At 37.4% G+C, this 26,758-nt stretch carries 31 protein-coding genes and 2 riboswitches; of the genes, 21 read left to right on the top strand and 10 right to left on the bottom strand.

The window, feature by feature from the left end:
• Positions 1-34: 34 nt before the first annotated feature.
• From AC1ECF_RS01765 to AC1ECF_RS01785, 5 genes are all read right to left on the bottom strand, one after another.
• Positions 35-652 carry an NAD(P)-dependent oxidoreductase gene (locus tag AC1ECF_RS01765; protein ID WP_480387664.1) on the bottom strand — a complete coding sequence of 206 codons (618 nt, stop codon included), beginning with the start codon at positions 650-652 and terminating at the stop codon, positions 35-37.
• A gap of 57 nt (positions 653-709) precedes the next feature.
• Positions 710-1,288: a hypothetical protein gene (locus AC1ECF_RS01770; RefSeq protein WP_480387665.1), complete on the bottom strand. Its 579-nt coding sequence runs from the start codon at positions 1,286-1,288 to the stop codon at positions 710-712.
• 11 nt (positions 1,289-1,299) lie between these two features.
• The gene (ispG, locus tag AC1ECF_RS01775) at positions 1,300-2,412 is read right to left on the bottom strand and encodes a flavodoxin-dependent (E)-4-hydroxy-3-methylbut-2-enyl-diphosphate synthase (RefSeq protein ID WP_480387726.1); all 1,113 of its coding nucleotides are present in this window, start codon (positions 2,410-2,412) and stop codon (positions 1,300-1,302) included.
• 102 nt (positions 2,413-2,514) lie between these two features.
• Positions 2,515-2,838 carry a hypothetical protein gene (locus AC1ECF_RS01780; protein WP_480387666.1) on the bottom strand — a complete coding sequence of 108 codons (324 nt, stop codon included), beginning with the start codon at positions 2,836-2,838 and terminating at the stop codon, positions 2,515-2,517.
• 47 nt (positions 2,839-2,885) lie between these two features.
• The gene (locus AC1ECF_RS01785; RefSeq protein ID WP_480387667.1) at positions 2,886-3,386 is read right to left on the bottom strand and encodes a DUF1189 family protein; all 501 of its coding nucleotides are present in this window, start codon (positions 3,384-3,386) and stop codon (positions 2,886-2,888) included.
• Positions 3,387-3,558: 172 nt separating this feature from the next.
• Between AC1ECF_RS01785 and AC1ECF_RS01790 the strand changes: the two genes are divergently transcribed.
• The 4 genes from AC1ECF_RS01790 (at position 3,559) to AC1ECF_RS01805 (ending at position 8,732) form a co-directional block, all read left to right on the top strand.
• Entirely contained in the window at positions 3,559-5,190 is a 1,632-nt protein-coding gene (locus tag AC1ECF_RS01790) for a Na/Pi cotransporter family protein (RefSeq protein ID WP_480387668.1), read from the top strand.
• Positions 5,191-5,670: a DUF456 domain-containing protein gene (locus AC1ECF_RS01795; RefSeq protein WP_480387669.1), complete on the top strand. Its 480-nt coding sequence runs from the start codon at positions 5,191-5,193 to the stop codon at positions 5,668-5,670. It abuts the gene before it with no gap.
• A gap of 115 nt (positions 5,671-5,785) precedes the next feature.
• The gene (locus AC1ECF_RS01800; protein ID WP_480387670.1) at positions 5,786-6,394 is read left to right on the top strand and encodes a superoxide dismutase; all 609 of its coding nucleotides are present in this window, start codon (positions 5,786-5,788) and stop codon (positions 6,392-6,394) included.
• Between the two features lie 103 nt (positions 6,395-6,497).
• A complete protein-coding gene (locus AC1ECF_RS01805; RefSeq protein ID WP_480387671.1) occupies positions 6,498-8,732 on the top strand; it encodes a peptidoglycan D,D-transpeptidase FtsI family protein in 2,235 nt (744 codons plus the stop codon).
• 750 nt (positions 8,733-9,482) lie between these two features.
• Here AC1ECF_RS01805 and AC1ECF_RS01810 read toward each other — a convergent pair.
• A complete protein-coding gene (locus AC1ECF_RS01810; protein WP_480387672.1) occupies positions 9,483-9,929 on the bottom strand; it encodes a hypothetical protein in 447 nt (148 codons plus the stop codon).
• Positions 9,926-10,288 (bottom strand): hypothetical protein, encoded by a 363-nt coding sequence (locus tag AC1ECF_RS01815; protein WP_480387673.1) that lies wholly within the window; start codon positions 10,286-10,288, stop codon positions 9,926-9,928. The genes AC1ECF_RS01810 and AC1ECF_RS01815 overlap by 4 nt, the downstream gene beginning before the upstream one ends.
• A gap of 166 nt (positions 10,289-10,454) precedes the next feature.
• Between AC1ECF_RS01815 and rpmG the strand changes: the two genes are divergently transcribed.
• The 5 genes from rpmG to AC1ECF_RS01840 all read left to right on the top strand — a co-directional run bounded on the left by rpmG (position 10,455) and on the right by AC1ECF_RS01840 (position 14,890).
• Positions 10,455-10,604: a 50S ribosomal protein L33 gene (gene rpmG / locus AC1ECF_RS01820; RefSeq protein ID WP_053588882.1), complete on the top strand. Its 150-nt coding sequence runs from the start codon at positions 10,455-10,457 to the stop codon at positions 10,602-10,604.
• 55 nt (positions 10,605-10,659) lie between these two features.
• Positions 10,660-11,262: a 5-formyltetrahydrofolate cyclo-ligase gene (locus AC1ECF_RS01825; RefSeq protein ID WP_480387674.1), complete on the top strand. Its 603-nt coding sequence runs from the start codon at positions 10,660-10,662 to the stop codon at positions 11,260-11,262.
• Positions 11,246-11,440, top strand: coding sequence for a YqgQ family protein (locus AC1ECF_RS01830; RefSeq protein WP_480387675.1), 195 nt, complete (start codon positions 11,246-11,248; stop codon positions 11,438-11,440). The genes AC1ECF_RS01825 and AC1ECF_RS01830 overlap by 17 nt, the downstream gene beginning before the upstream one ends.
• A 245-nt stretch (positions 11,441-11,685) precedes the next feature.
• The gene (locus AC1ECF_RS01835) at positions 11,686-13,569 is read left to right on the top strand and encodes an LTA synthase family protein (protein WP_480387676.1); all 1,884 of its coding nucleotides are present in this window, start codon (positions 11,686-11,688) and stop codon (positions 13,567-13,569) included.
• 196 nt (positions 13,570-13,765) lie between these two features.
• On the top strand, positions 13,766-14,890 hold the full coding sequence (locus tag AC1ECF_RS01840) for a YqgU-like beta propeller domain-containing protein (RefSeq protein WP_480387677.1): 1,125 nt from the start codon (positions 13,766-13,768) through the stop codon (positions 14,888-14,890).
• Positions 14,891-15,190: 300 nt separating this feature from the next.
• Here AC1ECF_RS01840 and AC1ECF_RS01845 read toward each other — a convergent pair whose 3' ends face one another.
• Positions 15,191-15,370, bottom strand: coding sequence for a DUF2759 domain-containing protein (locus AC1ECF_RS01845; RefSeq protein WP_480387678.1), 180 nt, complete (start codon positions 15,368-15,370; stop codon positions 15,191-15,193).
• Positions 15,371-15,522: 152 nt separating this feature from the next.
• On the opposite strand from AC1ECF_RS01845, the gene AC1ECF_RS01850 reads away from it, so the two are divergent.
• On the top strand, positions 15,523-16,161 hold the full coding sequence (locus AC1ECF_RS01850; RefSeq protein WP_480387679.1) for an MBL fold metallo-hydrolase: 639 nt from the start codon (positions 15,523-15,525) through the stop codon (positions 16,159-16,161).
• A 40-nt stretch (positions 16,162-16,201) separates the two neighbouring features.
• On the opposite strand, the gene AC1ECF_RS01855 is transcribed toward AC1ECF_RS01850, so the two are convergent.
• Both AC1ECF_RS01855 and AC1ECF_RS01860 read right to left on the bottom strand, forming a co-directional pair.
• Complete coding sequence (locus AC1ECF_RS01855; RefSeq protein ID WP_480387680.1) at positions 16,202-16,444, bottom strand: DUF2626 family protein; 243 nt, start codon at positions 16,442-16,444, stop codon at positions 16,202-16,204.
• 140 nt (positions 16,445-16,584) lie between these two features.
• A complete protein-coding gene (locus AC1ECF_RS01860) occupies positions 16,585-17,256 on the bottom strand; it encodes a helix-turn-helix transcriptional regulator (RefSeq protein WP_480387681.1) in 672 nt (223 codons plus the stop codon).
• Positions 17,257-17,431: 175 nt separating this feature from the next.
• Between AC1ECF_RS01860 and comGA the strand changes: the two genes are divergently transcribed.
• The 11 genes from comGA (at position 17,432) to gcvPB (ending at position 25,995) form a co-directional block, all read left to right on the top strand.
• Entirely contained in the window at positions 17,432-18,445 is a 1,014-nt protein-coding gene (comGA, locus tag AC1ECF_RS01865) for a competence type IV pilus ATPase ComGA (protein ID WP_480387682.1), read from the top strand.
• Positions 18,426-19,484 (top strand): competence type IV pilus assembly protein ComGB, encoded by a 1,059-nt coding sequence (gene comGB, locus AC1ECF_RS01870; RefSeq protein WP_480387683.1) that lies wholly within the window; start codon positions 18,426-18,428, stop codon positions 19,482-19,484. The genes comGA and comGB overlap by 20 nt, the downstream gene beginning before the upstream one ends.
• Before the next feature lie 14 nt (positions 19,485-19,498).
• Positions 19,499-19,825 (top strand): competence type IV pilus major pilin ComGC, encoded by a 327-nt coding sequence (gene comGC / locus AC1ECF_RS01875; protein ID WP_480387684.1) that lies wholly within the window; start codon positions 19,499-19,501, stop codon positions 19,823-19,825.
• The gene (gene comGD / locus AC1ECF_RS01880) at positions 19,812-20,240 is read left to right on the top strand and encodes a competence type IV pilus minor pilin ComGD (protein WP_480387685.1); all 429 of its coding nucleotides are present in this window, start codon (positions 19,812-19,814) and stop codon (positions 20,238-20,240) included. Before comGC ends, comGD begins: the two co-directional genes overlap by 14 nt.
• Positions 20,230-20,535, top strand: coding sequence for a hypothetical protein (locus tag AC1ECF_RS01885; protein ID WP_480387686.1), 306 nt, complete (start codon positions 20,230-20,232; stop codon positions 20,533-20,535). The genes comGD and AC1ECF_RS01885 overlap by 11 nt, the downstream gene beginning before the upstream one ends.
• Positions 20,517-20,969: a competence type IV pilus minor pilin ComGF gene (gene comGF / locus AC1ECF_RS01890; RefSeq protein WP_480387687.1), complete on the top strand. Its 453-nt coding sequence runs from the start codon at positions 20,517-20,519 to the stop codon at positions 20,967-20,969. The genes AC1ECF_RS01885 and comGF overlap by 19 nt, the downstream gene beginning before the upstream one ends.
• Positions 20,947-21,153, top strand: coding sequence for a hypothetical protein (locus AC1ECF_RS01895; protein WP_480387688.1), 207 nt, complete (start codon positions 20,947-20,949; stop codon positions 21,151-21,153). The genes comGF and AC1ECF_RS01895 overlap by 23 nt, the downstream gene beginning before the upstream one ends.
• Positions 21,154-21,167: 14 nt before the next feature.
• On the top strand, positions 21,168-21,680 hold the full coding sequence (locus AC1ECF_RS01900) for a shikimate kinase (protein ID WP_480387689.1): 513 nt from the start codon (positions 21,168-21,170) through the stop codon (positions 21,678-21,680).
• A 118-nt stretch (positions 21,681-21,798) separates the two neighbouring features.
• Positions 21,799-21,892, top strand: a riboswitch (glycine riboswitch).
• Between the two features lie 3 nt (positions 21,893-21,895).
• Positions 21,896-21,978, top strand: a riboswitch (glycine riboswitch).
• Positions 21,979-22,067: 89 nt separating this feature from the next.
• On the top strand, positions 22,068-23,171 hold the full coding sequence (gene gcvT, locus AC1ECF_RS01905; protein WP_480387690.1) for a glycine cleavage system aminomethyltransferase GcvT: 1,104 nt from the start codon (positions 22,068-22,070) through the stop codon (positions 23,169-23,171).
• Positions 23,172-23,195: 24 nt separating this feature from the next.
• Positions 23,196-24,542, top strand: coding sequence for an aminomethyl-transferring glycine dehydrogenase subunit GcvPA (gene gcvPA, locus AC1ECF_RS01910; protein ID WP_480387691.1), 1,347 nt, complete (start codon positions 23,196-23,198; stop codon positions 24,540-24,542).
• The gene (gene gcvPB / locus AC1ECF_RS01915; RefSeq protein ID WP_480387692.1) at positions 24,535-25,995 is read left to right on the top strand and encodes an aminomethyl-transferring glycine dehydrogenase subunit GcvPB; all 1,461 of its coding nucleotides are present in this window, start codon (positions 24,535-24,537) and stop codon (positions 25,993-25,995) included. The genes gcvPA and gcvPB overlap by 8 nt, the downstream gene beginning before the upstream one ends.
• The last annotated feature ends 763 nt before the right edge of the window (positions 25,996-26,758 follow it).

Here is a 26,758-nt window from a genome sequence, read left to right on the forward strand (position 1 = left end):
GGGTAATGAAACTCCTGGATTGCCTTTTGTTCAATCATTTTGCTATGGAGATGGATGTGCGAATGTAATGGTCATTTTTTAATGCTTTTATAATAAAGTCTGCTACATCAGCTCTTGAGATACTTTTAGCTTTCTCCGGAATACCTATTTCTGCCTCTCTATAATTACCAGTAAACTCTTTATCTGTTAATCCTAGTGGGCGAACAATTGTATATTCCAAGTCCTTTTGTAGGATAGATTGAACTGCTTTTTTATGGTCAGCTAAAACATTTCCAAGCATTTTCATTATTAGTTTTCCTGATAGTCCTGGAATTTCCCCGTCTATCCCAGCAGAAGCAATATAGATGATTCTGCTTATCCCATGAGCGACCATTCCATCCACAATATTTTGAGTCATTTTTTCTAGATCAGTAGATTTTTTTAGGCCATTCGATGACCCTAAGCAAGACAAGACAGCATCATGATTTGCGATGGCATTTTCCACTGCGGTCTTATTAAAAGCATCTCCCTGAAGAATGCGAAGATTCTCATGCGTTATGTTTAGTTTTTCTGGATTACGGACAAAAGCGGTTACATTAAATCCTTGCTCTAACGCTAATCGAGTTACAATCTTTCCAACTCCACCTGTTGCTCCGAAGATGATAATATTCATTTCTTTTCCCTCCATTTATGTAAAAAGGATAACCAAAGAATGGTTATCCTCCTCTAACTATTTAATCGAAGTCACAAACTCTTTTTCAATCCATTCGTTTGCCTCAAGCCAGTTATTTACCCTTATAACTCCTTTGGGTATAGACATCTGGTTATAAGGGGTATTAAATAACAACACAGGAATATTTAATTCTTCATGAATCTCCACGGCGTTATCATGCTTATCTTCAAAGAATACATGAACTTGGTGCTTTCGTGCTGTCTCAATCTTATTATGGGTTCCTATGAGCTCAATATGATCGTAAAGCAGCTCCTGTCGTTTAAACCATTCTAAGGTGACATCTCGAACATTTTCACCGCGAGCAGAAATAAAATAAAGCTCGTATTTTTCCTTCCAAGCAGATAAAACTGCGTGAGCATCCTTCTGAATAGGGGAGGATGCATAGATGATTGGCTCCGTCTTTTTAAACCAATGATAAAATTCTGTTCGATCAACTGGAAAGGCCTTCGTTAAATCATATTCCTTAATATCCTCCAGTTTTAAATCACATTGAAATGCTTCATTGATATGGGGAAGCAGGGATGTAGGGCACGTGACTGTACCATCTATATCTATGCCGAACCTTACATTCGTCATTGTATCCCTCCTTAAACCTGTTGTTTCTCTTCTTCAGCTTTTTCAGCAGCTTGTTTGGCAAAATATTCTTCTGCAATTTTATCAATTTCAATTTTTAGTTCATCTACCATTGTTGCTTCAGGTACCTTACGGACAATTTTTCCTTTACGGAATAAAAGACCCTCTCCTCGAGCTCCAGCGATTCCGATATCCGCTTCTCTCGCTTCACCTGGTCCATTTACTGCACAGCCAAGTACTGCAACCTTAATAGGTGCTTTAATAGTAGAGATATATTCTTCTACTTCATTTGCAATAGAAATCAAGTCTATTTCAATTCGACCACAAGTAGGACAAGAGATAAGAGTTGCTGCATTAGAAGACAATCCAAATACTTTTAAAAGTTCTCTTGCTACTTTAACCTCTTCCACTGGGTCTGCACTCAATGATACACGTAATGTATTACCGATTCCCATTGCTAAAAGCGTCCCTAATCCTGCTGCACTTTTAATAGAACCTGCAAAAAGGGTTCCTGATTCAGTGATTCCTAAATGCAGTGGGTAATCGAATGCTTCAGCAGCTTTTCGATACGCCTCGATCGCTAAGTTTACGTCAGAAGCTTTCATAGAAACAATAATATCGTGGAAATCTAGGTCTTCTAATATTTTAATATGATGGAGAGCACTTTCAACCATTCCGTCAGCAGTTGGATAACCATATTTCTCAAGAATTTTCTTTTCTAGAGAACCTGCATTTACTCCAATACGAATTGGAATACCTTTTGCCTTTGCAGCATTAACTACTGCTTCTACTTTTTCCTTACGACCGATATTGCCCGGGTTGATACGAATTTTATCCGCACCTTGCTCAATAGCAATCAATGCAAGTTTATAATCAAAATGAATATCCACAACTAGTGGTATATTAATACGTTTTTTAATTTCACCAATTGCATAAGCAGCACGCTCATCAGGACAAGCTACACGAACAACTTGACAGCCGGCTTCCTCTAATCGTAGTATTTCTGCAACAGTAGCTTCTACATCATGTGTTTTTGTAGTTGTCATACTTTGAATAAAAAGCTCATTACTACCACCTATAGTCAAGTTTCCAACTCGAACAGGTCGAGTTTTGGAACGATGAATGATTTCACTCATGAAAATTCTCTCCTTCTTCAGGCTAAATGCCGTCACTATTCACCATTTTATCAGTCTCTTTGTAGATATGACAAGAAAGAAACATTTTACTCCTTATTTGCAGAGAGATTTTTCTGAAGTTAAAGGGAGAAGAACTTTTTCTCCTGCTTTAAATGTCTGATTCATTAGATGTGGGTTTAAGTTATAAAAATCATCTAATCTTTCTGTAAACGATTCAAAATGTTCACTAGGATATAGAGCAAACACAGAGTAAATGGTATCCCCAGGTAATATTTCTACGGATATGTACTGAGGTGCTTCTAAACAGCTTTCTTGAGTATTTTGAGAATAAGCCAATGGAATGGTACCTTCGAACAGGTCCACTTTAATAATATAGAACGTTAAACAAATAATAATAGTTGCGATAAATATTCTCATAATTTCCCCCCTTGTCCAACATTATGTTGAAGAAGAGAAGTTTATGATTATCTTTGTTTAGGATAATACGTTGTAGCAAGATATAAATATAGAAGTGTTAGCCCATAAACGACAAGCTGTGTGAAAGTATTTGACCATTGGAAAATAGTAAATAGTAATGTTAATAACATAGGGAGTGTACTAGCAAACAAGGCAGATCTCCAAAGATGTCTATATTCGCCTCTTCGTTTTCTTAAGCTTAAAATGATTTGGCCAATGTATCCAAAGACACTGATTCGGACAAAGATAAAGAGGGTATTTAAAACAAATAAGAAAACAAAAGCGAAAGGATAGAGAAGCCATTCTATTTCTGAAAAATAAATAAGGAAACCTTCCATACTTTCTTGTTGTAATGATATACCATTTATAAAAGAGATAAAAGAAAGTATAGTTAGAAGAAATATGTAAATAAATATGTATTGCATAACCTTTCCTATTGGAACTAAACGAAAGGCAGCAATTTTTTTAGGACTAAGTAAACTTTCTTTAAATAATTGATATAAACTCATTTTGTCACCCTTTCTCCTTTTATTTTATCATCCGTTTCTCAGGGAAAACAAAGCAAATTTTCATCCATTGTTAAGTTATTGTAAAGATTACCTCTATAATCTTTACAATTCCTCAAACAAATTACCATAATAAGTAGTAAAAATTTTGTTGTCTAAGGAGTTGTTCAAGCCGGTGGAACTAAATTGGCAAGAGATGTTATTTCAATTTTTCGGTGGATTAGGGATCTTTCTCTTTTCTATCAAATTCATGGGCGATGGATTAAAAAAAGCTGCGGGAGATCGTTTAAGAGATATCTTAGATAGATACACAACAAACCCGTTTATGGGTGTACTCGTAGGGATAATAGTAACTGTATTGATCCAATCCAGTTCGGGGACAACCGTAATTACTGTAGGTCTAGTTAGTGCTGGTTTTATGACTCTTCGCCAAGCAATCGGAGTCATCATGGGGGCTAACATTGGAACTACTGTGACTGCCTTTATCATTGGATTTGATGTGGGAGCATATGCTTTACCTATTCTTGCTATTGGTGCCTTTCTTATTTTCTTCTTCAAAAAACAAGCTATCCAAAATTTTGGTGAGGTCATTTTTGGTTTTGGTGGATTGTTTTTAGGCTTAGAGCTAATGAGTGGAGGAATGAAGCCTCTTCGGGAATTGGAGGCCTTTACAGACTTTACCTTGACAATGAGTGATCATTCTTTCTTAGGTCTTATTGCAGGAACAATTTTCACATTAATTGTTCAAAGTTCAAGCGCAACAGTTGCTATTTTGCAAGGGCTATATGCAGAAGACCTTCTTACTCTTAAAGGTTCTCTTCCTGTATTATTCGGTGACAATATCGGGACGACTATTACAGCAGTTCTAGCCTCTCTAGGGGCGTCTATTGCTGCTAAGAGAGCAGCTGCAACACATGTTTTGTTTAACGTAGTAGGTTCTGTTATTTTTATTATTTTCTTAACGCCTTTTTCTATCTATATTGAGTGGTTGGCAGGAGTATTAAATTTAGAGCCTAAAATGCAAATTGCATTCGCACACGGTTCTTTTAATATTGCAAATACGATTATTCAATTCCCTCTTATTGGAGCTTGGGCGTATTTGGTAACGAAGTTTATCCCGGGTGAAGATACAGTAATTGAATACAAGCCGAAACATTTGGATGTAAACTTTATAGAAACAGCTCCTGTTGTGGCTATCGGACAGGCGAAAGAAGAAATTATTCGCATGGGTGAATTAAGTATCCAAGGCTTAGAAAAAACATTTTCATTCTTGAAAACAAAAAATAAACGAGATGCTGACCTTGCTTATCAAATTGAAGATGCACTGAATAATCTAGACCAGAAGATCACTGATTACTTGGTGAAACTATCCTCTCAGTCTTTATCTCCACAAGAATCAAGCAGGCATAATCTATTAATGGATTCTGTAAGGGATATTGAGCGTGTAGGAGATCATTTTGAAAATATTTTAGAGCTGGTTGAATATCAAGAAACACATCGAATTACAATTACGGAAGATGCAATGGCTGATGTGTCGGAGATGTTCGAACTTACCATTAGTACAGTCAAAAAAGCAATAGAAGCACTAAATACGAATAATGAACAACTTGCGCTTGAAGTTGCTAGTCAAGAGGACGTTCTTGATAAGATGGAGCGTCAATTTAGAAAAAATCATATAATTCGTGTCAATGAAGGAAGATGCTCTGGACAAGCAGGTATAATGTTTGTAGATATTCTAAGTAATTTAGAGCGTATTGGCGATCATTCGACCAATATAGCAGAGGCGGTACTAGGGAGACGTGGGTAAATGGATTGGTTAGGTTGGGTATTAATCATAGCTAGCTTTATAATTGCTTTTATGGGGACGTTTTATCCAATTATTCCTTCTTTTGTTTTTATGTTATTGGGTTATGTCCTTTATGGCTTGTTTTTCTCCTTTGAAGAACTGAGCTGGCTTTTTTGGGTCATTCAGCTATTATTTGTGGTCCTATTATTTGGATCAGATATGGCAGCTAACGCCCTTGGTGTTAAAAAATTTGGTGGAACGAAAGCAGGAATTTGGGGGAGTACAATCGGTCTATTAATTGGACCGTTTGTCATTCCCGTAGCGGGTATATTAGTGGGTCCCTTTCTTGGAGCAGTGCTAGCGGAATTACTTGTGACAAGAAAAGGATTTAAGCAAGCCGTTCAATCTGGAGTTGGCTCTCTTGTAGGATTTCTTACTTCCTCCCTGGCAAAGATTATTATTTTAATATTAATGATTATTGTGTTTTTTCTATTTGTATAGTTCAGCCTAAAGTAGGAGAAAAAATTAGTTGTTTTTAATTGAAGGTTTCTATTTATTTTGTTAGGCTAATAAGTGGGAAGATTTTTACTATATTAATCTTTAGGAGGAAACTATAATGGCTTATGAACTTCCAGAATTACCTTACGCGTACGACGCACTTGAACCACATATCGATAAAGAAACGATGAATATTCATCACACAAAACATCACAACACGTATGTAACGAACTTAAACAATGCGGTTGCAGGGAAAGCAGAATTCGAAAACAAATCAGTAGAAGAACTAATTGCGAATCTGGACGCGCTTCCAGAAGATATCAAAACTGCAGTACGCAATAATGGTGGCGGACATGCAAACCACTCTCTATTCTGGCAGCTTCTTTCTCCAAATGGTGGAGGAGCACCTACTGGTGAGTTAGCAGAAGCGATTGACGCAAAATTCGGTAGCTTTGATGCATTTAAAGAAGAATTTGCAAAAGCAGCTACTACTCGCTTTGGTTCCGGCTGGGCTTGGTTATCTTTAGCAAATGGAGAGTTAGAAGTTTCTTCAACTGCTAACCAAGATTCCCCAATCATGGAAGGAAAAACTCCATTATTAGGTTTAGACGTTTGGGAGCATGCTTACTACCTAAACTATCAAAACCGTCGTCCTGACTATATCTCCTCTTTCTGGAATGTAGTAAACTGGGATGAAGTTTCTAAACGCTACGCAGCAGCAAAATAATTCCTTTTAAAATGAAACCTAGCACACACTTTTTCGTCAAAAAGTGTGTGCTTTTTATGTTACAATAGGTAGGATGAATTTATAAGGTAAGTAGGTGAACATCATGCGAAAAATTCCAACCAAGAGAACACAAAACGCAAAGGCTAAACAACGAGCAAATATTACTTTTCGTATGAATATCCTTTTCTTTTCTATTTTTGTATTATTTACGTTATTGATATTTCGCCTTGGATATCTACAAATCGTGAAGGGTGAAGAATATACAAGGGAAATAGAACAGACAGAGGAAGTTCCTGTTAATACAAGTGTGCCCAGAGGTAGGATATACGATAGTGAAGGGCGAATTCTTGTAGACAACAAGCCCCAGCGAGCAATCACGTATACAAGGATGCAAACAACAAAAGCAGAGGAAATGTATGGGGTAGCGGAAAAACTTGGTAAGCTGATTGAAAAAGATACGAGCTCTATAACCAAAAGTGATTTACAGGACTATTGGTTATTTCTTAATTCACAGCTAAAAGAGCCTGTCGACTTGTTGACAAAGGAAGAAAGAGCAGAAATCTCAAACGATGAAGATATGGACAAAACGGAAAAAAATAGAGCAATCGACCGTTTAACAAGAAGTAAAATCAGTGAAGAAGAGCTTAACTCCTTTAGTAAAGAGCAACTGGAGATTATTGCAATCTATCGAGAAATGGCTACAGGATATGCTCTTTCTCCACAAATTATAAAAGGCGATGAGGTAAGCAAAGAAACTGGTGACATTATAGAAGTGACAGTAGAGGAGTTTGCCCGCGTTTCAGAAAGATTAAGTGAATTACCAGGGGTTAACACAACAACTGATTGGAGGAGGGTATATAATTCCTCCCTTGCTATTCTTGGTCGTACAACCTCTCCAAAGGAGGGGATTCCTAATGACACCCTCGATTACTTCCTGTCTCGAGACTATACTCGTAACGACCGTGTTGGTAAAAGTTATTTAGAAAAGTATTATGAGGAAGTGCTACAAGGTCAAAAGAGTGTAGTGAAAAATATCACAGATGGTAGAGGCCGTGTAATTGATGTACAAACCGTTTATGAAGGGCAAGCCGGTAATGAGTTGGTTTTATCTATCGATAGTGAGCTTCAATATAAGATGGAAGAGCTATTTGAGAAGCAGCTACTTGACATGAAAAAAAATGCTGGGACAAAGTATCTGGACCGTGCATTTCTTGTTATCATGGAACCAAATACCGGGGAAGTGCTTTCTTTAGTAGGAAAAAAAGTTACGAAAGATACGGAAACAGGAAAGTTAGAAGTAAATGATTACGCTTTCGGAACCTTTACCACAGCTTATGAGGTAGGTTCTACTGTGAAACCAGGTACTGTCCTGACGGGGTATAGAGAAGGCGTAATAAACATGGGAACGCGATTATTAGATGAACCAATCCTGATTAAAGGATCTAATCCAAAAAGTTCGGTATTTAACCGAAATTCCAAAATTTGGATGGATGATTTAACCGCACTTGAGCGTTCTTCAAACGTTTATATGTTTAAAATAGGTTACTTACTTGCTGGAAGAGTTTATCAACCAAATCAATCTATTAATTTCGGGGTAGATGCGTTCCATAAACTTCGAAATGGATATGCTCAACTAGGGCTTGGCGTTCATACAGGGATTGATTTACCTGGAGAAGTTACTGGTGTTACAGGGGGCTTTACGCAGGGGAACCTACTGGACTTGGCGATAGGGCAATATGATACGTATACACCATTACAGCTTGCTCAGTTTGTCTCTACTATTGCGAACGGTGGTACTCGTTTAGAACCTCACGTTGTGAAAGAAATCAGAGAGCCTTCCGAAGATGGCGAACATCTTGGTAAATTGGTCAAAGAAGTAACACCTAAGATACTAAACGTGGTGGAAAATTCTAAAGAAGAAATAGACAGAGTTAGAGAAGGGATGAAGCGTGTTTATTCTGGTAACCAAGGAACTGCTTACAAAGCCTTTTTAGGAGCTGAATATACAGCTGGAGGAAAGACTGGTACTGCTCAGTCGTTATATTGGGATGCTGAGCAACGAAAGAACGTCGGAACCGTAAACCTGACTCATATAGGCTTCGCCCCATTTGAAAATCCAGAAATCGCCTATGCTATTGTAGTACCTTGGGCTTCAGTGGAGTCAAGCTATCAAACGAACTATACAAGCGCACTTGCTCGCCAAGTAGTGGACACCTATTTTGCGATTCAAAAGAAAAATAGTCAGCTGAAAAAAGAAGAAGATATAGCAAATCAGCCAATTTTACCTGCATATACGAATGAACAGATTGACGAACTTGATGCTGAGGCTAATGAATAGTTTCGACGAAGAAAAGACGAGTGTTCTTTTCTTCGTTTTTTTATTTCTGTCACACTTGTCTTCTGTCTTCTTTTTTGCTCAATCAAGTGAAACTGTATTTTTGTGTAAGTAACTTTATAGGTTCGGAGCAGTGTCGGCGACTCCTGCGGTTGCAGGGGAAGGTACTGAAAAAGTCCATTAAATATTAACCGTGAGTATGTGAATGAGATCAGGTCACCACTTGCTTTTTTATATCGTTGATTTCCATTGTGGCGGACGCTTTTCGCGGAGGCCAACAGGATGTTGTTTGGGAAAATGTTGTGCCACGATGTGACGTTTTTTTGATTTTGTTCCTTTGCTACTGTTAATAGTAAACAATCATTGGTTCGTAGCAGCGTCCGACGCGAAGAACCTGACCTAAAAAAAGAGGATGAAAGAACCGAATACTTAAGTTAAAGAGAATGGTACAAATCAATTTTTTATGATTTGCTATAGATTCTTTTTAAAAGATTCTTATCAAGATTTAGTTATAATAGGTTAGCGCCAATGGTTCGGAACAGCGCCGGTGACTCCTGCGGAAACGCACGAGGGAGAGACTACAGGCTCGACCCGTGCCCGCGGAAAGCATCCGGCATAGTGGAGAACCAGGCATTCTAAAAGTAAGAAAGCACTTACGATTTCATCAAAAATATAAAATCGCAAGTGCTGTTCTATTGTTTTGTCCCAGCCCCATCTCATTGATTTGTCCGGGTCTCTAATGATGAATATAGTTCATTCGCTCTTCGTGATAATGTCTACAATTTGCTGGATAGACATTTCTGAACTCAGTTCATATTTGCCTACTTGAATTCTAGAAGTCAAGTTGTTTTCTATTAAGTGATCCTCTAAGTCATTTTTATGATCAATAATTTGTGTGTTCTCGAGAAGTGCGCTTACCTCTGACGGTGTCATACCAGTCTCAATCGTTAGAATCGTTGTTCGCACCGGCTGTGTAGCGACAGTTTGCTGGGAGCTTTCATTATTTGCTTTGTCTATATTTAATTGTAAGTCGGCTAGCTGCTGTTTAACTGCTTGAAGCTCTTCTTGTGAAGCTTTATAAGCAGTCTCTAAGTCTTTCTCTGGTGCAGGCGTATCATGGGAAATGACGTTATAAATGGTTAAGACTGTGCCGGAGAGGAATATACCTATTCCTAAATACCTTATAGCCATCTTGTTCATTTATTTGCACCACCGATGACCGATTTAATTTGATCTATTGTTAAAGAGGATCTAGCGCTAATTTCGCCCAAGGAAAAGCCCTGCTTATGTAATTCTAGGACCTGATTTTTCAGTATCTCATGAATAACAGGGGTACTTTTCTTAGAAGGGAGAGGCTTACTCCTATTCTCAATCAGAAGCTCTTCTTCTATTATCTTCATTCTACGCTTTAAAGTGCTGGTCTCTTGATAAAAAGAAAATGAGAGCTCTTCCATATCCTTTTCGATTTTCTTGTTGGTATCTTTTATAAAAAAGGATACGATAATTAAAATAATTCCGATAATAATTAATGTAACAGAGAAAATATCCAATTTATTCACCTCTTTGATAATATATCTTTACTCATACTACCATATATAAAAAATCTTTAAAGAAATTCTTATAGTATATAGTAGATTTTCTTTTATTTTGTGCTATAATTGGTTAGTCGTATAAATCATGCTCAAGTTTTATATCAAATCCTGGCAAAGAGTGGGAGGGACAAACATGCGCGTTAATATTACATTAGCTTGTACAGATTGCGGAGAGCGCAACTATATTTCTAAGAAAAACAAGCGTAACAACCCAGAACGTCTTGAACTTAAAAAATATTGCTCACGTGAAAAGAAAATGACTCTTCATAGAGAAACAAAATAATATCCTAAACCAAAACCCCGTGGTTTTGGTTTTTTTCTATCAAGGGAGGTCCCTCATGAAAAAAAGTGAGATAAGAAATGATATGAAACGAAGACTTGCAAACATAGAGCATGATGAGTACTTAGAACTGTCTGGTTGTATTAAAGAGAGGTTTTTGAAAGAAGGAATAAATAAAAAGAGTAACACGGTTGGATTGACTATCTCTAATTTTCCGGAAGCGGATACAAAAGAGGTTATACAAGCTCTTTGGAACTTAGGGAAACAGGTTGTGGTTCCAAGATGTAATCCGAAAGAACGAACCATGCAGTTTTATTTGTTGGAACACTTTAACGACCTGGAAAACGTATATATGAACCTATGGGAGCCCAAAGTAGAGAATTCTACTTTCGTTGCAAAAGACGATATCGACTTACTTGTGGTGCCTGGAATTGTATACAGTATAAGTGGTTATAGAATAGGCTATGGTGGTGGCTATTTTGATCGCTATCTAGTAAATTATAAAGGGGATACTGTTTCTCTGGCTTTTAATTGTCAAATTACGGAGAGTGTTCCAACAGACCTGTATGATTTGCCGGTAAATCGGATTATTACGGAGGATCAACTTATCAACTGTGAAGAGTATCGAAAAGCGGGTGCACATAATGAAAACAGTCTATGATGTTACACAGCTGTTAAAGCGTTTCGGGATCTTTGTCTATACAAAAGATCGAATTGCTGACCTAGAAATGATGGAAGCGGAAATAAGAGAGCTTTATCAAATGCAGCTTATTGAAATAAAGGAATATCAAATGGCTATTTTGATTTTAAGACAAGAAATTAGTAAATTAACCCAATAGACAGCTTTTGCTCTTGGAGGAAAGGTATTTTTTTTGTGAGAAAATAGTCCCGTTATAAATATAGACATATTTACTAGGAACTTTTTCAGGTTTAAACTCGTCCAATAAAGGGTAAACCAAAAGAGGAATTGTAAAAAATATCTAAATATCTCTTTCTTTAAGGTTGCTTTCTCTGACCAAAAGGATTAAGATATACTCTGTTACTTTTTCTCATAATTTAAGAGTGAAAAGGGGAGGATGTAGGCATGAAAACGAAAAAATGGCCGACACATTCTATTCTTGTAATTGCTCTAGTGGCTACTTGGATTAAAACCTATATTGTTTACCACACGAGCTTTGATATGAAAATCGAGAATATAATGCAACACGTAATTTTATTTATAAACCCATTGAGCTTCTTGTTCTTTATTTATGGGTTGTCCTTATTTTTCAAAAGTACGAAAGCTAGAAATAGATATATCGTTATTACTAGTTTTGTGCTTGCGGCAATTCTTTATGGTAATGCGGTCTTCTACCGTTTCTTTACAGATTTTATTACCATCCCAGTACTGTTCCAGACAAGTAACTTTGGTGATTTAGGTTCTTCTGCATTAGAAAGTATCTATCTAACAGATGTCTTCTATTTCACAGATTTCTTAATTATTCTGGCTGCTGTTAAATTGATTTCCGTAAAAGAGAAAATATCAGTGGTAAAACCAGCTACAAGAAGAGCTTATTTTGTTTTAACTGCAGCGATTCTGTTTTTAAATTTAGGATTGTCTGAGATTGAACGTCCACAGCTCTTAACTCGTAGTTTTGACCGAGAAATGCTTGTGAAAAATATTGGTTCCTATAACTATCATTTATATGATATTTATATTCAATCCAAATCTCATGCACAAAGAGCACTTGCAGACGGAAGTGAACTAGTAGAAGTAAATAACTATGTGCGCTCAAATCAAGCTGAACCGAACGAGGAATTATTTGGACTTGCGGAAGGACGAAACCTAATCGTGGTGTCCATGGAATCACTTCAATCATTTGTCCTGAATAATGACATGAATGGACACGAAGTAACCCCATTCCTCAATACTTTAACAAAAGACAAAGATACTTTTTACTTTTCGAATTTTTACCACCAAACTGGTTTAGGAAAAACTTCCGACTCAGAATTTCTAGTTGAGAACTCTTTGTATCCGCTAGGTGGTGGTGCTGTATTCTTCACGCATGGTGAGAACACCTATTATTCAATGGCTGAACGTTTAAATGATGCAGGTTACTTCACAAATGTCATGCATGCTAATAAGAAAAGCTTCTGGAACCGTGATATGATGTATCAATCACTTAATGTCCAAAAATTCTATGATGTAACTAGCTATGATGTTACAGATGAAAACTCTGTAAACTGGGGCATGAAGGATATCCCATTCTTTGAGCAGTCTGTACAGCATATGAAGGAAATGCCACAGCCTTTTTATTCAAGAATGATTACCTTAACAAACCATTTTCCTTTTGATTTAGATGAAGAGGATGAACTGATCCCTCCATACGATTCTAACTCACGTACGTTGAATAAGTACTTCCAAGCAGTACGTTATATGGATGAGGCTCTTAAGCTTTTCTTTGAAGATTTAAAAGCGCAAGGTCTTTATGACAATTCAATCATTGTTATGTATGGAGACCATTATGGAATTTCAGAAAACCATAATGCGGCAATGTCTAAATATCTAGAAAAAGAAATTACGCCATATGAGGTTGCTAAACTTCAAAGTGTTCCTCTCTTTGTACACATCCCTAACAGCGGTGTTGGAAAGGAAGTAACAGAGGTTGCAGGACAAATTGATTTAAGACCTACTGTGCTACATCTTTTAGGTATTGAAACGACGAGAGATATGCAATTAGGTGCTGATATTTTTTCAGAGGATCATGAAGAATTTGTGATTTTCCGAAACGGCGGCTTCATAACAAAAGATTTTGTATACACTAGTAACACATGCTATGAGAATGGCACTGGTGAAGAAGTGGATATAGAAAGTTGCCGTCCTTATATTGAACGGGCTACCCAAGAGCTTGGTTATTCCGACAAAATAATTAACGGAGATTTACTACGTTTCTATGATTTGAAAACGGGGAATCTCTTAGTGGAATAACTACTGTAAAAAGCACAGACAATCGTCTGTGCTTTTTTATAAAGATTAGAAAGATGCAATACTCTAAAGAGGGAGAGTAGATGCTTGGTTTTCTATTTTAAAATAAAGAAATAAAATGACTTTTTCAATATTTTTATTAGAAAGACGTAACAAAATATTATTAGCTACGTCTAATAGAGAGTGAAGGGGGGAGTCGATGAGAAAATTATACATAATCCTTCTCCTTTGTTGTATTTTCTTGGTGAGCTGTAAAGAAAATCATGCAGAGGAGCTAATAGAGAAAGATACACCAATACAAGAACCTTCTAAGAATGAGCAGCAGTCTTTAGACAATGAACCATCGCCCCCGCAGAATGAAATACCCACTCTACAGCTCGAGCGTTCAACTTTTCATAGTGTTATTGGTTGGTTAAATGATGAGGAGATTTTATTCATACTTCTCGATAATGGGAAATGGACTGTCCAAGCTTACTCAATTGAGTATAAATCTTGGAGAACCATCTATGAGACGAGTTTCCCGATCATCCAGGGAGAGATTCATCCCTCTAAAGAGATGATTATGTTGCATGTATCGGAGAACTCATCTTCAGCAGAAATTCAGCTAATAGATACAAAGGGCGTGCTTGAACAATCTCTTCATTTTGAATCTGCTGAAATGTATATGAGCTGGCACCCTACGAACCCTCAGCTAATTGCATTCTCTGCTTTTTATGAGGATTGGTCATACAGTTCTTTCGTTTACAATGGAAAAGAACAAGACTTAATGGCAATAGAAGTGGATAATCCGTTTATTAAGTGGTACGATGATGAGCACCTAATGGTGTTTGAATGGGAAGAGTCGAGCCTAGATGGAAGCAAGCTCTTACTTTATTCTTTCAGACAGCAGGTGATGAAGGAAACAAAATGGGAAAATATATTGGATGTAATCTTTCTCGGCGATGCATATTTGTATATTCAAATAGAGGAGGAATCTGATAATTTCCGTTATCAGTTGGTTAATAAAGATACTGCAGTAAAGCAAGAGTGGACAACGCCTGCAGTTAGTAATTACTCAGAATGGGTAATACCGAACATTTCTGTTCTCTATCCTGATAAAATCATCATGAGCAAGCCAACTCAAGGGGGGAACATTGATGCAATTCAGCAAAAAAATCTTTTAACTGGTTACTCCATAGAGCAAACGGAGGAGTTTGGGATAGTTAACAGTTTGCCTATTGATTGTTCGCCTAACGGACAGGTTTGTTTAAGTGGTTATGAAAAGGAAAAATGGATTCAGATAGAGCCATTTAAAGGGGTAGATTGGTTAGAAATTAAGGAATAAAACGATCTTGCTTATACTTTAGTGGGACAAAACTTTGGATATTGCTAAAAAGCAGTCCAGCTAAGTTTCTTTGAAGAGATAAAGGAAAGGTAACCAATCTATGGATTAAATATAGTCTAGAGTGATAAGTACTGAAAATGGACACTAGTAAACTCTAGGCTCAGATCTCAAAAATATATGCTCATTTTTATTTACACACAAAAATACCTCGAGAAGCTAGCTTCCCGAGGTATTTTATCTTTGGCTTGAATTTGCTCTTTGCTATCCGATTTTAGGAATAGCAAACAAGAGCTAATTTCTTTAGTGTAATGTTGGTGGATATCCTTGGTGAAGAACAGTCATTACTACGAAGAAACCAAATACTGCAAATGTTCCTAAGTTAAACAGAACGCCAAGCACATTCTTTTCTTTAATTGCTTGGAAAGTACCTATTGCTGCTAAAATTGCAACTAACCCAAAAATAACGATTAATAAGTTCATAAAGACACTCCTTCCGACATTGAAAATGAATGTCGCCATTACAATATTCATCTTCTATTGTAAATGTATTCTATAATTTTGTCGAGTAAAAAAAGTGGCAATTAATTGAACATTAGAACCATATTAGATTAAGATATTAGAGAGGTGAAAAAATGTTAAACATACGAACATATCAGCTTGGCTATATTCAAACTAATTGCTATGTCATTTCCAATCAACAGAAGGAGTGCTTAATAATTGACCCAGGTGGACATGCAGCAGAATTTATTCGTGAGCTTAAAAAACTGCAGCTTAAACCTTTAGCAATATTACTGACACACGCCCATTTTGATCATATTGGCGCCGTTGATCAAGTAAGGGATGCGTATTCTATTCCAGTATATTTACATAAGGCAGAAGAGAAGTGGCTAAAGGATCCACTTAAAAATGGCTCTGGAAAGTATGCAGAAATTCCATCAATTAGCTGTAAAGACGCAGACCATCTAATAGAAAAAGAGCAGGAAATGAATATTGGAGATTTTTGTTTTCAACTACTAGTGACACCGGGTCATTCTCCAGGTAGTGTAACGTTCTATTTTAAAGAGGAGGGCTTTGCTATTGTAGGTGACACACTCTTCCAAAACAGTATTGGACGGACAGATCTCCCTGGAGGCAATCAGCAACAGTTAATGGACTCCATTCATACAAAGCTATTATCAATGCCAGAGGATACAATTATTTATCCAGGTCACGGCACAGCTACAACGATTTCAGAGGAAATGACGCATAACCCTTTTCTAAACGGATTTTGACATAAAAAAGCAGCTCTTTTAGAGAGCTGCTTTTTGTTTACTAATGTCCTGCACCAGGTACATGAATAAACGTTGTGTAGTATGTAAACCCGGCGAAGAAGAACATTAAGTAAGCCCCAAAGATATACATATACATACGTTCAGAAAGGTTCAAGAACCCTAAAAGAAGGAATAATCCCGTATTTGCTAAAAATATTAAAGATGCTGGCATCATATCACCTAAATAAAACATAACTGCGAAAATCCCTGTCCAAAATGCCATCACTTTATACATATTGCCCATTATAGTCCCTCCTTTAACAAACGAATACAAAAAATAAACTCTTTTCCATTATAAATGAATTAGTTCACACATGTAAACCGAATAATGATTATAGTAAGCTGAAAATATTTTATTGTCACAAATATGATTCATCTTCTTCATTATAAAACTTTTATTTTATATACGCAATTCGCACAATTATTTATCATACTTTCTAATTGAATAAATTCATTCTCTGGAAATAGAGAATCATAAATCCCTTTCAGGTATGATTCATGGAGGCTACATATGATTTCAGAATGGTCGTTGATGAGCCCTTTATAGGGACAATTATAGATTTGAAACGTAATGATTCTTTTTCCTTCCTGTTCCATAATAGATGGGATATATCCTATGAAATCGGCAACTTCGTTTATTACTTTTACTTTTTCTTCAAATGAGGTTGGGATATTAGGAATAGCTTTTTTTCCGGATTGATAGCTAATATCTTTTGCTTTACGCCATGTATCCTCACCAGAGGTAGACACAAGTTCTATAAGCCAACCTAATAATAATCTGTTCTCTTGCTTAGGAAAGCTTAAGTGTATTGGGTCATTTGCTATTTCGTATACTCTTGCTGGCCGCCCTCCCTGACTTTTCTTTTCAAGGTTGGATACGATTAGTTTGGATTCAGTCAGCTTTGTTAGATGAAGTCTTGCTACGTTAGGGTGGATGTTAAACTCTTTGGCAATCTGTTGCACATTTACCGCACTCGTTTCTTTTGCAATAAATTGATAGATAGAGTATCTCGTTTCATCTGCCAGGGTTGAAGAAAGTTTTAAGGTGTCGTTCATACAATCACTCCATTTCCTGTTAAATATATTATAAAGGAAGGAAGAGCTTCCACAAAACAAATTATTAATTCACTAAATCTTGCTAATTATCTCTTTATTTATTTATCGTTTCACAGTATACTATTTTTTACAAGGCTTACTGCGGCCAAGCCTTATACTGGAGAAAGGGGTTACCGTGAAACTAGAGAATACTGTAGAGCAGAAATGCTTTCGATTGTTAGAAAAAGCACAAAAATTTGGAGCATCCGATCTTCATGTTATTCCGAGCAACGAATATTATGTCTATTATTTCAAAAAAAATAACCAGATGTTCGAGGTAGGAAAGCTCCCCTTGAACTTAGGTGATAGAATTATCTCTTTTTATAAATTTTTATCCTCTTTAGATATCAGCGAAAAAAGAAAACCTCAAAGCGGTTCCTTTCAGCATACCTTTCATACACAGAAATATTCTTTTCGCGTTTCGACTCTCCCATCAGTATTTGGAAAAGAAAGTGTCGTAATAAGACTTCAACAGCATGATAACGCAAAAATTATTCATTCCCTTTCCTTATATCGAGATTCCTCCGATAAAATTATCGAAATGGCAAATAATCGCTGGGGGATGATCCTCTTTGTTGGTCCGACTGGATCTGGAAAATCTACTACTATGTATTCTCTTACAAAATATTGGGCCGAAACGTTGAATCGGCATGTTATTTCCCTGGAGGATCCAGTAGAGAACAGTCAGTCTCATCTATTACAAATCCAAGTCAATGAGAAATCAGGAGTAACTTATACTGCGGGTTTAAAAGCTATTTTAAGACACTCACCTGATGTGATTATGATTGGAGAAATTAGGGATGAAGCGACAGCAAAGGCGGCAATACAAGCCGCTCTAACCGGTCATATGGTCGTTTCTACGATCCATGCTAGAAATGGCTTAGGAGCCCTTTATCGATTAATGGATTTAGGAATTACCCCTGATGAATTAAAGCAAACGATCACAGGTATCGTTACTCAACAATTGGTCAAGGTAGAACAAGAAAATGCAACTGGATTATCAGCACTCTATGAGATTATCTCCGAGGAGATCCTAGAGGAAGCTTTAAAGTCTCTGCAGTATGGTGGGAAGTTTTGTATGCCGGAGCATCTAACACTCTCTTTCCAATTAAATAAGGGGGTAAAAGAAGGTGTCATTCAGCATAGCTAAACTTTTAAGAGAAAAAGGAACCTGTCATATTTCAAGAAAAAAGCATTCTTCGTTTTTAACAAGGCTTAGCGACCTCCTAGAAGAAGGCTATACCTTTCATGATTCAATCAAGCTTCTTTTGCCTTTCTATTTGAAAGACTCTTCCAAAGCGTATGAGCGAATAGTAGAGGAACAGAAAAAGGGCTCCGACCTCATAGAGGTATTTAAGATATTAGGGTTCCCGAGCAGAATTATTCTTCCGATTCACCTATCCTCGGTTCATGGCTTGTTAGAGGATACTACTAGAGTGTTGGCGAAACACAGTGCGATGTATGAAAAGACAGTCAAACGTATGAGAAGTCTACTTATATATCCACTATGTCTATTCATCGTCATCTTTTTCTTATTTGCTGTTTTTCGAATGTATTTTCTTCCGAATATGGAATCCCTCTTCTCATCAAGAAATGCAACCAATCATTCACTTTTCCTTTCCAATTTTTTATTAAACCTTCCTAACTTGTTTTTTCTTTTATCCTTTCTCACTATTTTCTTTCTCTATTTGTTTAAACTTTGGCTCGATAGAAAGGACATGGAGCTCAGAAGAAAAGTGCTCCATCGTATTCCGATTATAGGAGATTGGCAAAAGCTGATTGTCACTCATGTATTTGCTAGGGAGATGGGGACACTACTGGAAAGTGGATTGTCTCTACAAAACTCCCTTTCAGCTTTAATTTCTCAACATGAGGACCCACTACTAAAGCTTGTAGGAGAAAAAATGGAGCTAGAAGCAATTAAGGGAAACTCATTTTGTGAATCTGTCATAAATATAGAATTTTTCACAGCTGATTTTCCTCAATTTATTTCACATGGAGAGAATAGTGGCTATTTGGGGAGAGAACTGACTCTCTATAGTGATGTTTTAGCTGACCAAATAGAGGTTAAGCTTACGCAATATCTCAATATTCTTCAGCCTGTTTTATTCCTAATTCTAGCCCTGTTTATCATGGGTGCTTACTTATCTATCTTATTACCTCTTTACAAAACAATAGATTTTATATAAAAGGAGCAAAAAATATGAAAAAAATAAGAAACAATAAAGGATTTACTTTAGTCGAAATGATGATTGTACTGTTAATAATTTCTGTATTGATTCTTGTTACTATACCAAATGTTACGAAGCAGTCAGCTAGTATTGATAGCAAAGGATGCGAAGCCCTAGTCAAAATGGTAGAAGGCCAAGTCGGTTCTTACAAGATAGACCATAAAGAAGTACCCACCATGGATCAACTAATTGAGAACGATTATCTGACAAATTCAAATAAGACTTGCTCCAATGGTAACGAGATTATCATTACAAATGGGATAGTATCGGTTCAAGAGAAAAATGATGAGCAAAAATGATGGTTTTACTCTACTTGAGGCTTTGATAGTATTAATGATATTTATGCTTATAAGCTCTTCTGCTGTGATGATTACGACCTCACAAATCGATGAAAAGATAGAGAAAAATTTTTTTCGACAATTCAATACAGATATCCTCCAAATGCAAGCAATGGCGTTAGCGGAAGCAAAATATGTATATATGGATTTTAGTCAAAATGGCAAAAAATATGCTATAAAACATCATAATACTTTGTATGTAGAGAGGGAGCTCCCTAATGGGATTAATTTGACTGAGGCTAGCTATCTTCGGGTGTTAGGTTTTCACCCTAATGGAACAGTTAGTCAGTTTGGTTGGTTTCTTTTTGAAGTTAAAGGGGAGCAAAAGAAGATTACTGTAAATATTGGTCAGGGGAAATTATTATATGAGGAATGAAAGGGGATTTTCTTGGCCAGAAGCTATTACAAGTCTTGCAGTCCTCATGCTGATAAGCTCTATACTACTTCCCATGGTACAACAAATAGCTAATTCATTGGAGGCAAAGAAGAGAAACTACCATGCATCTCTTGTTATGTATGAAGCAGCTAAGAGATTTCATTCTAACGAAGAAGAAAGTGGTGTGATGAATATAGAGAAGATTGATTATTTTTATGAACTAACATCAGAAGGTATTTGTGTTCTATTTGAAGGGATAGGGGAGGAAGAAAGAAAATGTATTCACCTTCCTTAAAGAAGTCCTCTGAATCGGGCTATACTTTCGTCAATGCTGTCTTGCAAATGTCCATTTTTCTTTTGTTCTCTCAACTATTTCTTTTAACTGTTCACTATATTTATCAGACTGAAGAGCGGCTGACGAATGTGACGGATATGGAATGGGCTATTTTTATCCAACAAGTAGATAGTTATTTAGCAAAGGTAGATAGTATCATTCTTCAAGAGGAGCCTGCTGGTATTCGCTATACAGTAAACCAGGAAGAGTATGATATAGAATATTACCCTAATATGGTAAGAAAACAAAAAAATAAACTTGGCCATGAGCCTTTATTGATGAATGTGGAAAATCTAGTTGTTTCTATGAGTGAACGGTCACTGACTTTTCAGGTAAGATTCAAAAATGGTTCAGAAAAGGAGCATACTATTTATGTTACAGAAGCTGAACAATGAAAAAGGCATGCTATTACCTGCAACAATATTATTACTATTGCTAGTAACAGCTTCTATTATTTCTATGACATCCGCCTACCAAACAAAATATAGAACGTATGATTCATTGGAATTAACCAATATTAATGCTACTATCATTAAAATAGAAAATATTAAAAAACGACAAAATAATACTGGTATGTAGTGAGTGGTGAAAAAATGTATAAAGTCTATTTAGTTGGATTTATGGGTAGTGGCAAGAGTGCAATAGGTAGAAGGCTAAGTTATCTATTAAAGATGCCTTATTACGATATGGACAAGGAAATTGTTAAACAGCAGAAGCGGTCTATTCCGGAAATTTTTGAAACGGATGGGGAGGCATACTTTCGAAAACTTGAAACAGAGTTTCTAAAAAATTTTCGAAAGGAATCATGTATCATTTCCACTGGTGGTGGTGTAGCTATGAGTGAGAAAAATATCCAGATTATGAGACAAACTGGACTAGTGCTATTCTTAGACGCTACTTTCGATGATATTTGGATAAGGATCCGTCATGATAAAAATCGTCCTATCGTTCAGCAAAGTACAAGAGAGGAATTGGAGCAGCTATATAATAGTAGGAAGAAATTCTATCGAAAAGCAGCCCATATTACAATCCGAACTCAAAATAGACACTTAAGGCAAATAACAGAGTATGCTGCTTTTCAAGTAAAACGTTTGAAAGGCGAATGATTTTATCAGAAATTTGTTTAATGTTCGTATCTTCTATATAATACTAAAATTGATTGCCTTATTTACCCCATAATGTTAGGATATAGACAAAGATGAAGAATAATCATTTTCATAGCGGATGATTATATGGGGAGAGAACGCCATTGCGTCGCCGAAGGAGCAAATAATGCGAAGATTATGAATCTCTCAGGCAAAAGAACTCATATAGGACGCAACTCTGGAGAGTGCTTGTCTATAGTTTTGAGAAGCCACCAAAGAGGAAAGCCATTTTGGTAAACTTTCAGGTGCCAGGACAGAGAAACCTACTTAGTAACAAAGGGGTTCCTCTGTCCTTTTTTATGGTCTTGGAGGAACGCAAGCTTGAACGTAAGAGAAGGAGGAAATTACTTGACTGAGCAATTAAAGAGGACACCTTTATTTGATGTGTATGCAGCTTATGGTGGAAAAACGATTGATTTTGGTGGCTGGGAACTTCCAGTCCAATTCTCAAGCATTAAAGAAGAGCATGAGGCTGTTCGTACAAGAGCTGGATTATTCGATGTTTCTCATATGGGAGAGATAATTGTAAAAGGGACAGGAAGCGAAGCCTTCTTACAAAAACTTATAACTAACGATGTTTCCAAATTGGCAGTTGGTCAAGCGCAATATACTGCTATGTGTTATACCGATGGTGGAATAGTAGATGATTTGTTAGTTTATAAGCTTGAAGAAAATCATTATTTATTAGTCGTAAATGCAGGTAATATTGAAAAGGACTTTAACTGGATAAAGCAGCATGCAACAGATGACGTAGAGCTTGTTAACCTTTCTGATAGCTATGGACTATTGGCATTGCAAGGACCAAAGGCAGAAAAGATACTTCAAAAGCTTACCTCTACAGACCTTTCTTCTATTAAATTCTTCCGTTTTCAAGATGAGGTTGAAGTGGCTGGTAAAAAAGTGCTTGTGTCCAGAACTGGTTATACCGGGGAGGATGGATTCGAAATCTATGCATCTAGCGAAGATGTAGCAGACTTGTGGAAAGAGCTTCTAGAAGCAGGAGAAGAGGAAGGTGTTCTACCTTGCGGCCTAGGTGCTAGAGACACATTGCGCTTTGAGGCTTGTCTTCCATTATACGGTCAAGAGCTTTCGAAGGATATCTCTCCACTTGAGGCAGGCATCGGCTTTGTGGTAAAGCTTCAGAAAGATGCTGACTTTCTTGGCAAAGAAGTGTTAGTAGAGCAAAAACAAAATGGCATACCTAGAAAGAGCGTTGGACTCGAAATGATTGATAAAGGGATTCCTCGTACAGGCTATCCAGTCTATGTTGGGGATAAGCAAATCGGATTTGTCACTACGGGAACACAGTCCCCAACCTTTAAAAAGAACATCGGTCTTGCGCTAATTGAAACAGCATATACAGAGCTTGGTCAAGAGGTAGAAGTAGAGATAAGAAACAAGCGCTTAAAGGCAGTAACTGTTGCGACTCCTTTTTATAAAAGAGAAAAATAATCAGAAGAAAGAGGTTATCCTTTCATGAAGCATCGTTATTTACCAATGACTGAAAAAGATCAGCAAGAAATGTTAGAGGTTATTGGGATTTCTTCCGTTGATGAATTATTTGCTGATATTCCTGAGAAGGTTCGTTTCAAAGGAGAATATAATATTAAGCCTGCAAAAGCAGAAGCTGCATTACTAAAAGAATTGTCACAGCTTGCTGCAAAAAATGCAAACAGCAAACAATATGCGTCCTTTTTGGGTGCAGGTGTGTACGATCACTTTAAGCCTATCATTGTGGACCATGTTATTTCACGTTCAGAATTTTATACTGCTTATACACCGTATCAGCCAGAGATTTCTCAAGGAGAACTACAAGCAATTTTCGAATTCCAGACAATGATCTGTGAATTGACTGGGATGGATTTGGCTAACTCCTCTATGTATGATGGCGGTACAGCGTTAGCAGAAGCAGGAAATCTTGCTGCGGGACATACTCGTCGTAAGAAGCTAGTAGTCTCTGAGGCAATTCATCCAGAATATATTGATGTGGTAAAGGTCTATGCAAGAGGGCAAAACATTGAAGTAGTTACTGTTCCTATGAAGAATGGCGTAACGGATCTAGAAGAATTAGAAAAGGCTGTAGATGAAAATACTGCCGGTGTAATGGTTCAGTATCCAAACTTTTTTGGTCAAATAGAAGATCTTTCGGAGGTAGAGCAGATCACTCATGCAGTGAATGCATTATTTATTGTATCAGCAAACCCTCTTTCTCTTGGGGTACTAACTCCACCTGGCAAGCTTGGTGCAGATATAACAGTAGGTGATGCGCAGCCTTTCGGGATATCTGAAGCATTCGGTGGACCACATTGTGGATTTTTCGCAGTTACTTCCAAGTTAATGCGTAAAGTTCCAGGACGTCTAGTTGGAGAAACAACAGACGAAGAAGGTCGTCGTGGGTACGTGTTGACACTTCAGGCTCGTGAGCAGCATATCCGTCGTGACAAAGCGACATCTAATATATGCTCTAACCAAGCGCTAAACGCATTGGCTGCTTCTGTGGCTATGACAGCTCTTGGGAAAAAAGGAATAAAAGAAATGGCTGTTCAAAATATTACAAAAGCACATTATGCTAAGCAAGCATTCGAGCAAGCGGGCTTTGAGGTGCCATTCCAAGGTGCTCATTTTAATGAAATAGTCGTGAAAGCAGGTGGATCTATCTCTGAAGGCAATCATAAGCTTTTAGAAAAAGGAATCATTGGTGGCTTTGATTTAGGAAAAGTAAATGCTGATTTAAAAAATCATGTGTTAATTGCTGTAACAGAACAGCGTACCAAAGAAGAGATAGATGCACTCGTGCAAGAAATGGGGGCTCTTTATGCATAAGGATAATCAACCATTAATTTTTGAAATTACAAGAGAAGGACGAGTTGGATATAGCTTGCCTGAGCTAGATGTCCCTGAAGTAGACCTTTCTACAATCCTTCCGGAAGGACTAATCCGAAAAGAAGAAGCAGAGCTGCCTGAGGTATCCGAGTTAGATATTGTGCGTCACTATACTGCTTTATCCAATCGCAATCATGGGGTAGACACAGGGTTTTATCCGCTTGGTTCTTGTACGATGAAATATAATCCGAAAATCAATGAGTCTGTAGCGAGATTCCCAGGCTTTGCTAATATTCATCCATTACAAGAGGAAGAGACCGTGCAAGGAGCTATGGAGCTAATGTATGACTTGCAGCAATCCTTAGTTGAAATTACTGGAATGGATGAAGTAACATTACAACCTGCTGCAGGTGCTCACGGGGAATGGACGGCCCTTATGATGATCCGTGCCTTTCATGAAGCGAATGGAGATATGGACCGTACGAAAGTTATTGTACCGGATTCTGCTCATGGTACAAATCCTGCATCCGCAACAGTGGCTGGCTTTGAAACAATCACGGTAAAATCCAACGAAGATGGCCTTGTTGATTTAGAGGATCTTCGTAGAGTAGCGGGTCCTGATACAGCTGCATTAATGCTTACGAACCCTAACACACTAGGGTTATTTGAGGAGCATATTTTAGAGCTTGCAGAAATCATTCATGGTGTCGGTGGCAAGCTATACTATGATGGGGCAAACTTAAATGCCGTTATGTCGAAAGCTCGTCCAGGAGACATGGGCTTTGACTGTGTGCACTTAAATCTTCATAAAACGTTCACAGGTCCACATGGTGGTGGAGGTCCAGGATCAGGCCCAGTTGGAGTGAAGGCAGACCTTATCCCGTTTTTACCAAGTCCAGTCCTAGTGAAGAAAGATGAGAAATATACGTTTGATTACAACCGTCCACAGACAATCGGTCGTGTAAAACCTTTCTATGGCAATTTTGGAATTAACGTGCGTGCTTACACCTATATTCGTTCAATGGGTCCTGATGGATTAAAAGCGGTAACAGAGTATGCTGTCTTAAATGCGAACTATATGATGAGAAGATTAGAGCCTTATTTTGATCTTCCATATAACCGTCATTGTAAACATGAATTCGTGCTTAGCGGCCGTCGTCAAAAGAAACTAGGTGTGCGTACGCTTGATATGGCAAAACGTCTGTTAGACTTCGGTTATCATCCACCTACAATCTATTTCCCGCTGAACGTAGAAGAGGGCATGATGATTGAGCCTACAGAAACGGAATCTAAAGAAACATTGGATGCTTTCTGTGACGCGATGATTCAAATTGCGAAGGAAGTAGAAGAAAATCCGGAGATGGTACAAAACGCACCACATACAACGGTGATTAACCGCCTGGATGAAACGAAAGCTGCACGTAAACCGGTATTACGCTATACAAAAGCATAAAATAATGTAGCTGTCTTCTGATTCATTCCCTTGAATCGTAAGACAGCTTTTTTATACTTAGAGGATTCTAACTGAGAGTAACATTTGCCTATCCGAGAATAAATGTCTCCAGAATGAGAGTAAACTGCTCCTATCGGAGAATAAACCGACCTCAACCGAGAGTAACCTTCCGCCGAGCGAGAGTAAATCCCAGCCGAACGAGAATAAAGGCATCTCCACTATCTCTAGCAGACATCGGCCATGCCCTTCCACCATTCTAAGCGAGAGTAAAACCCGGCTATCTGAGAGTAAATACCACCTGAATGAGAGTAAATCTCTGCCGAACGAGAATAAAGGCATCTCCACTATCCCTAGCAGACATCGGCCATGCCCTTCCACCATTCTAAGTGAGAGTAAAACTTGGCTATCTGAGAGTAAGTACCACCTGAATGAGAGTAAATCCGCTGAATGAGAGTAAACTGCTCCTATCCGAGAATAAACTGATCCCAACCGAGAGTAACCTTCCGCCGAGTGAGAGTAAATCCCAGCCGAACGAGAATAAAGGGATTTCCAATTTTCCCCTAATTAGCTCAAAAATAGACGAAGCATCTCTCTTTCGCCAAACTCCAACGCTTTTGCTATTACATTCGCTAGCTTTCTAATTTATTCTGCAACTATGTCCAGTGAATCCAATTCATGAAAAATAAGCAGTGAAACTATTTAATTGTTCATTCGTACAAATATTAAACATATATAAAGGAAAGAAAATACTGTTTTGAAGGGA

The organism is Psychrobacillus sp. Z3-81 (assembly GCF_056620325.1).

What these genes read in the sequence shown, in the direction of transcription:
- AC1ECF_RS01785 (WP_480387667.1), bottom strand. Translation starts at nt 3,386, where the DNA reads ATGAGTTTATATCAATTATTTAAAGAAAGTTTACTTAGTCCTAAAAAA.
- AC1ECF_RS01765 (WP_480387664.1), bottom strand. Translation starts at nt 652, where the DNA reads ATGAATATTATCATCTTCGGAGCAACAGGTGGAGTTGGAAAGATTGTA.
- AC1ECF_RS01850 (WP_480387679.1), top strand. Translation starts at nt 15,523, where the DNA reads ATGTTAAACATACGAACATATCAGCTTGGCTATATTCAAACTAATTGC.
- AC1ECF_RS01830 (WP_480387675.1), top strand. Translation starts at nt 11,246, where the DNA reads ATGAAAACAGTCTATGATGTTACACAGCTGTTAAAGCGTTTCGGGATC.
- AC1ECF_RS01800 (WP_480387670.1), top strand. Translation starts at nt 5,786, where the DNA reads ATGGCTTATGAACTTCCAGAATTACCTTACGCGTACGACGCACTTGAA.
- comGD (WP_480387685.1), top strand. Translation starts at nt 19,812, where the DNA reads ATGAGCAAAAATGATGGTTTTACTCTACTTGAGGCTTTGATAGTATTA.
- AC1ECF_RS01895 (WP_480387688.1), top strand. Translation starts at nt 20,947, where the DNA reads ATGTTACAGAAGCTGAACAATGAAAAAGGCATGCTATTACCTGCAACA.
- AC1ECF_RS01845 (WP_480387678.1), bottom strand. Translation starts at nt 15,370, where the DNA reads ATGAACTTATTAATCGTTATTTTTGGGTTAGTTGCAATTTTAGCAGCA.
- AC1ECF_RS01885 (WP_480387686.1), top strand. Translation starts at nt 20,230, where the DNA reads ATGAGGAATGAAAGGGGATTTTCTTGGCCAGAAGCTATTACAAGTCTT.
- AC1ECF_RS01825 (WP_480387674.1), top strand. Translation starts at nt 10,660, where the DNA reads ATGAAAAAAAGTGAGATAAGAAATGATATGAAACGAAGACTTGCAAAC.
- AC1ECF_RS01780 (WP_480387666.1), bottom strand. Translation starts at nt 2,838, where the DNA reads ATGAGAATATTTATCGCAACTATTATTATTTGTTTAACGTTCTATATT.
- gcvPA (WP_480387691.1), top strand. Translation starts at nt 23,196, where the DNA reads ATGAAGCATCGTTATTTACCAATGACTGAAAAAGATCAGCAAGAAATG.
- comGC (WP_480387684.1), top strand. Translation starts at nt 19,499, where the DNA reads ATGAAAAAAATAAGAAACAATAAAGGATTTACTTTAGTCGAAATGATG.
- comGF (WP_480387687.1), top strand. Translation starts at nt 20,517, where the DNA reads ATGTATTCACCTTCCTTAAAGAAGTCCTCTGAATCGGGCTATACTTTC.
- AC1ECF_RS01900 (WP_480387689.1), top strand. Translation starts at nt 21,168, where the DNA reads ATGTATAAAGTCTATTTAGTTGGATTTATGGGTAGTGGCAAGAGTGCA.
- AC1ECF_RS01840 (WP_480387677.1), top strand. Translation starts at nt 13,766, where the DNA reads ATGAGAAAATTATACATAATCCTTCTCCTTTGTTGTATTTTCTTGGTG.
- AC1ECF_RS01770 (WP_480387665.1), bottom strand. Translation starts at nt 1,288, where the DNA reads ATGACGAATGTAAGGTTCGGCATAGATATAGATGGTACAGTCACGTGC.
- AC1ECF_RS01795 (WP_480387669.1), top strand. Translation starts at nt 5,191, where the DNA reads ATGGATTGGTTAGGTTGGGTATTAATCATAGCTAGCTTTATAATTGCT.
- rpmG (WP_053588882.1), top strand. Translation starts at nt 10,455, where the DNA reads ATGCGCGTTAATATTACATTAGCTTGTACAGATTGCGGAGAGCGCAAC.
- AC1ECF_RS01855 (WP_480387680.1), bottom strand. Translation starts at nt 16,444, where the DNA reads ATGGGCAATATGTATAAAGTGATGGCATTTTGGACAGGGATTTTCGCA.
- AC1ECF_RS01860 (WP_480387681.1), bottom strand. Translation starts at nt 17,256, where the DNA reads ATGAACGACACCTTAAAACTTTCTTCAACCCTGGCAGATGAAACGAGA.
- AC1ECF_RS01805 (WP_480387671.1), top strand. Translation starts at nt 6,498, where the DNA reads ATGCGAAAAATTCCAACCAAGAGAACACAAAACGCAAAGGCTAAACAA.
- gcvPB (WP_480387692.1), top strand. Translation starts at nt 24,535, where the DNA reads ATGCATAAGGATAATCAACCATTAATTTTTGAAATTACAAGAGAAGGA.
- AC1ECF_RS01810 (WP_480387672.1), bottom strand. Translation starts at nt 9,929, where the DNA reads ATGAACAAGATGGCTATAAGGTATTTAGGAATAGGTATATTCCTCTCC.
- AC1ECF_RS01835 (WP_480387676.1), top strand. Translation starts at nt 11,686, where the DNA reads ATGAAAACGAAAAAATGGCCGACACATTCTATTCTTGTAATTGCTCTA.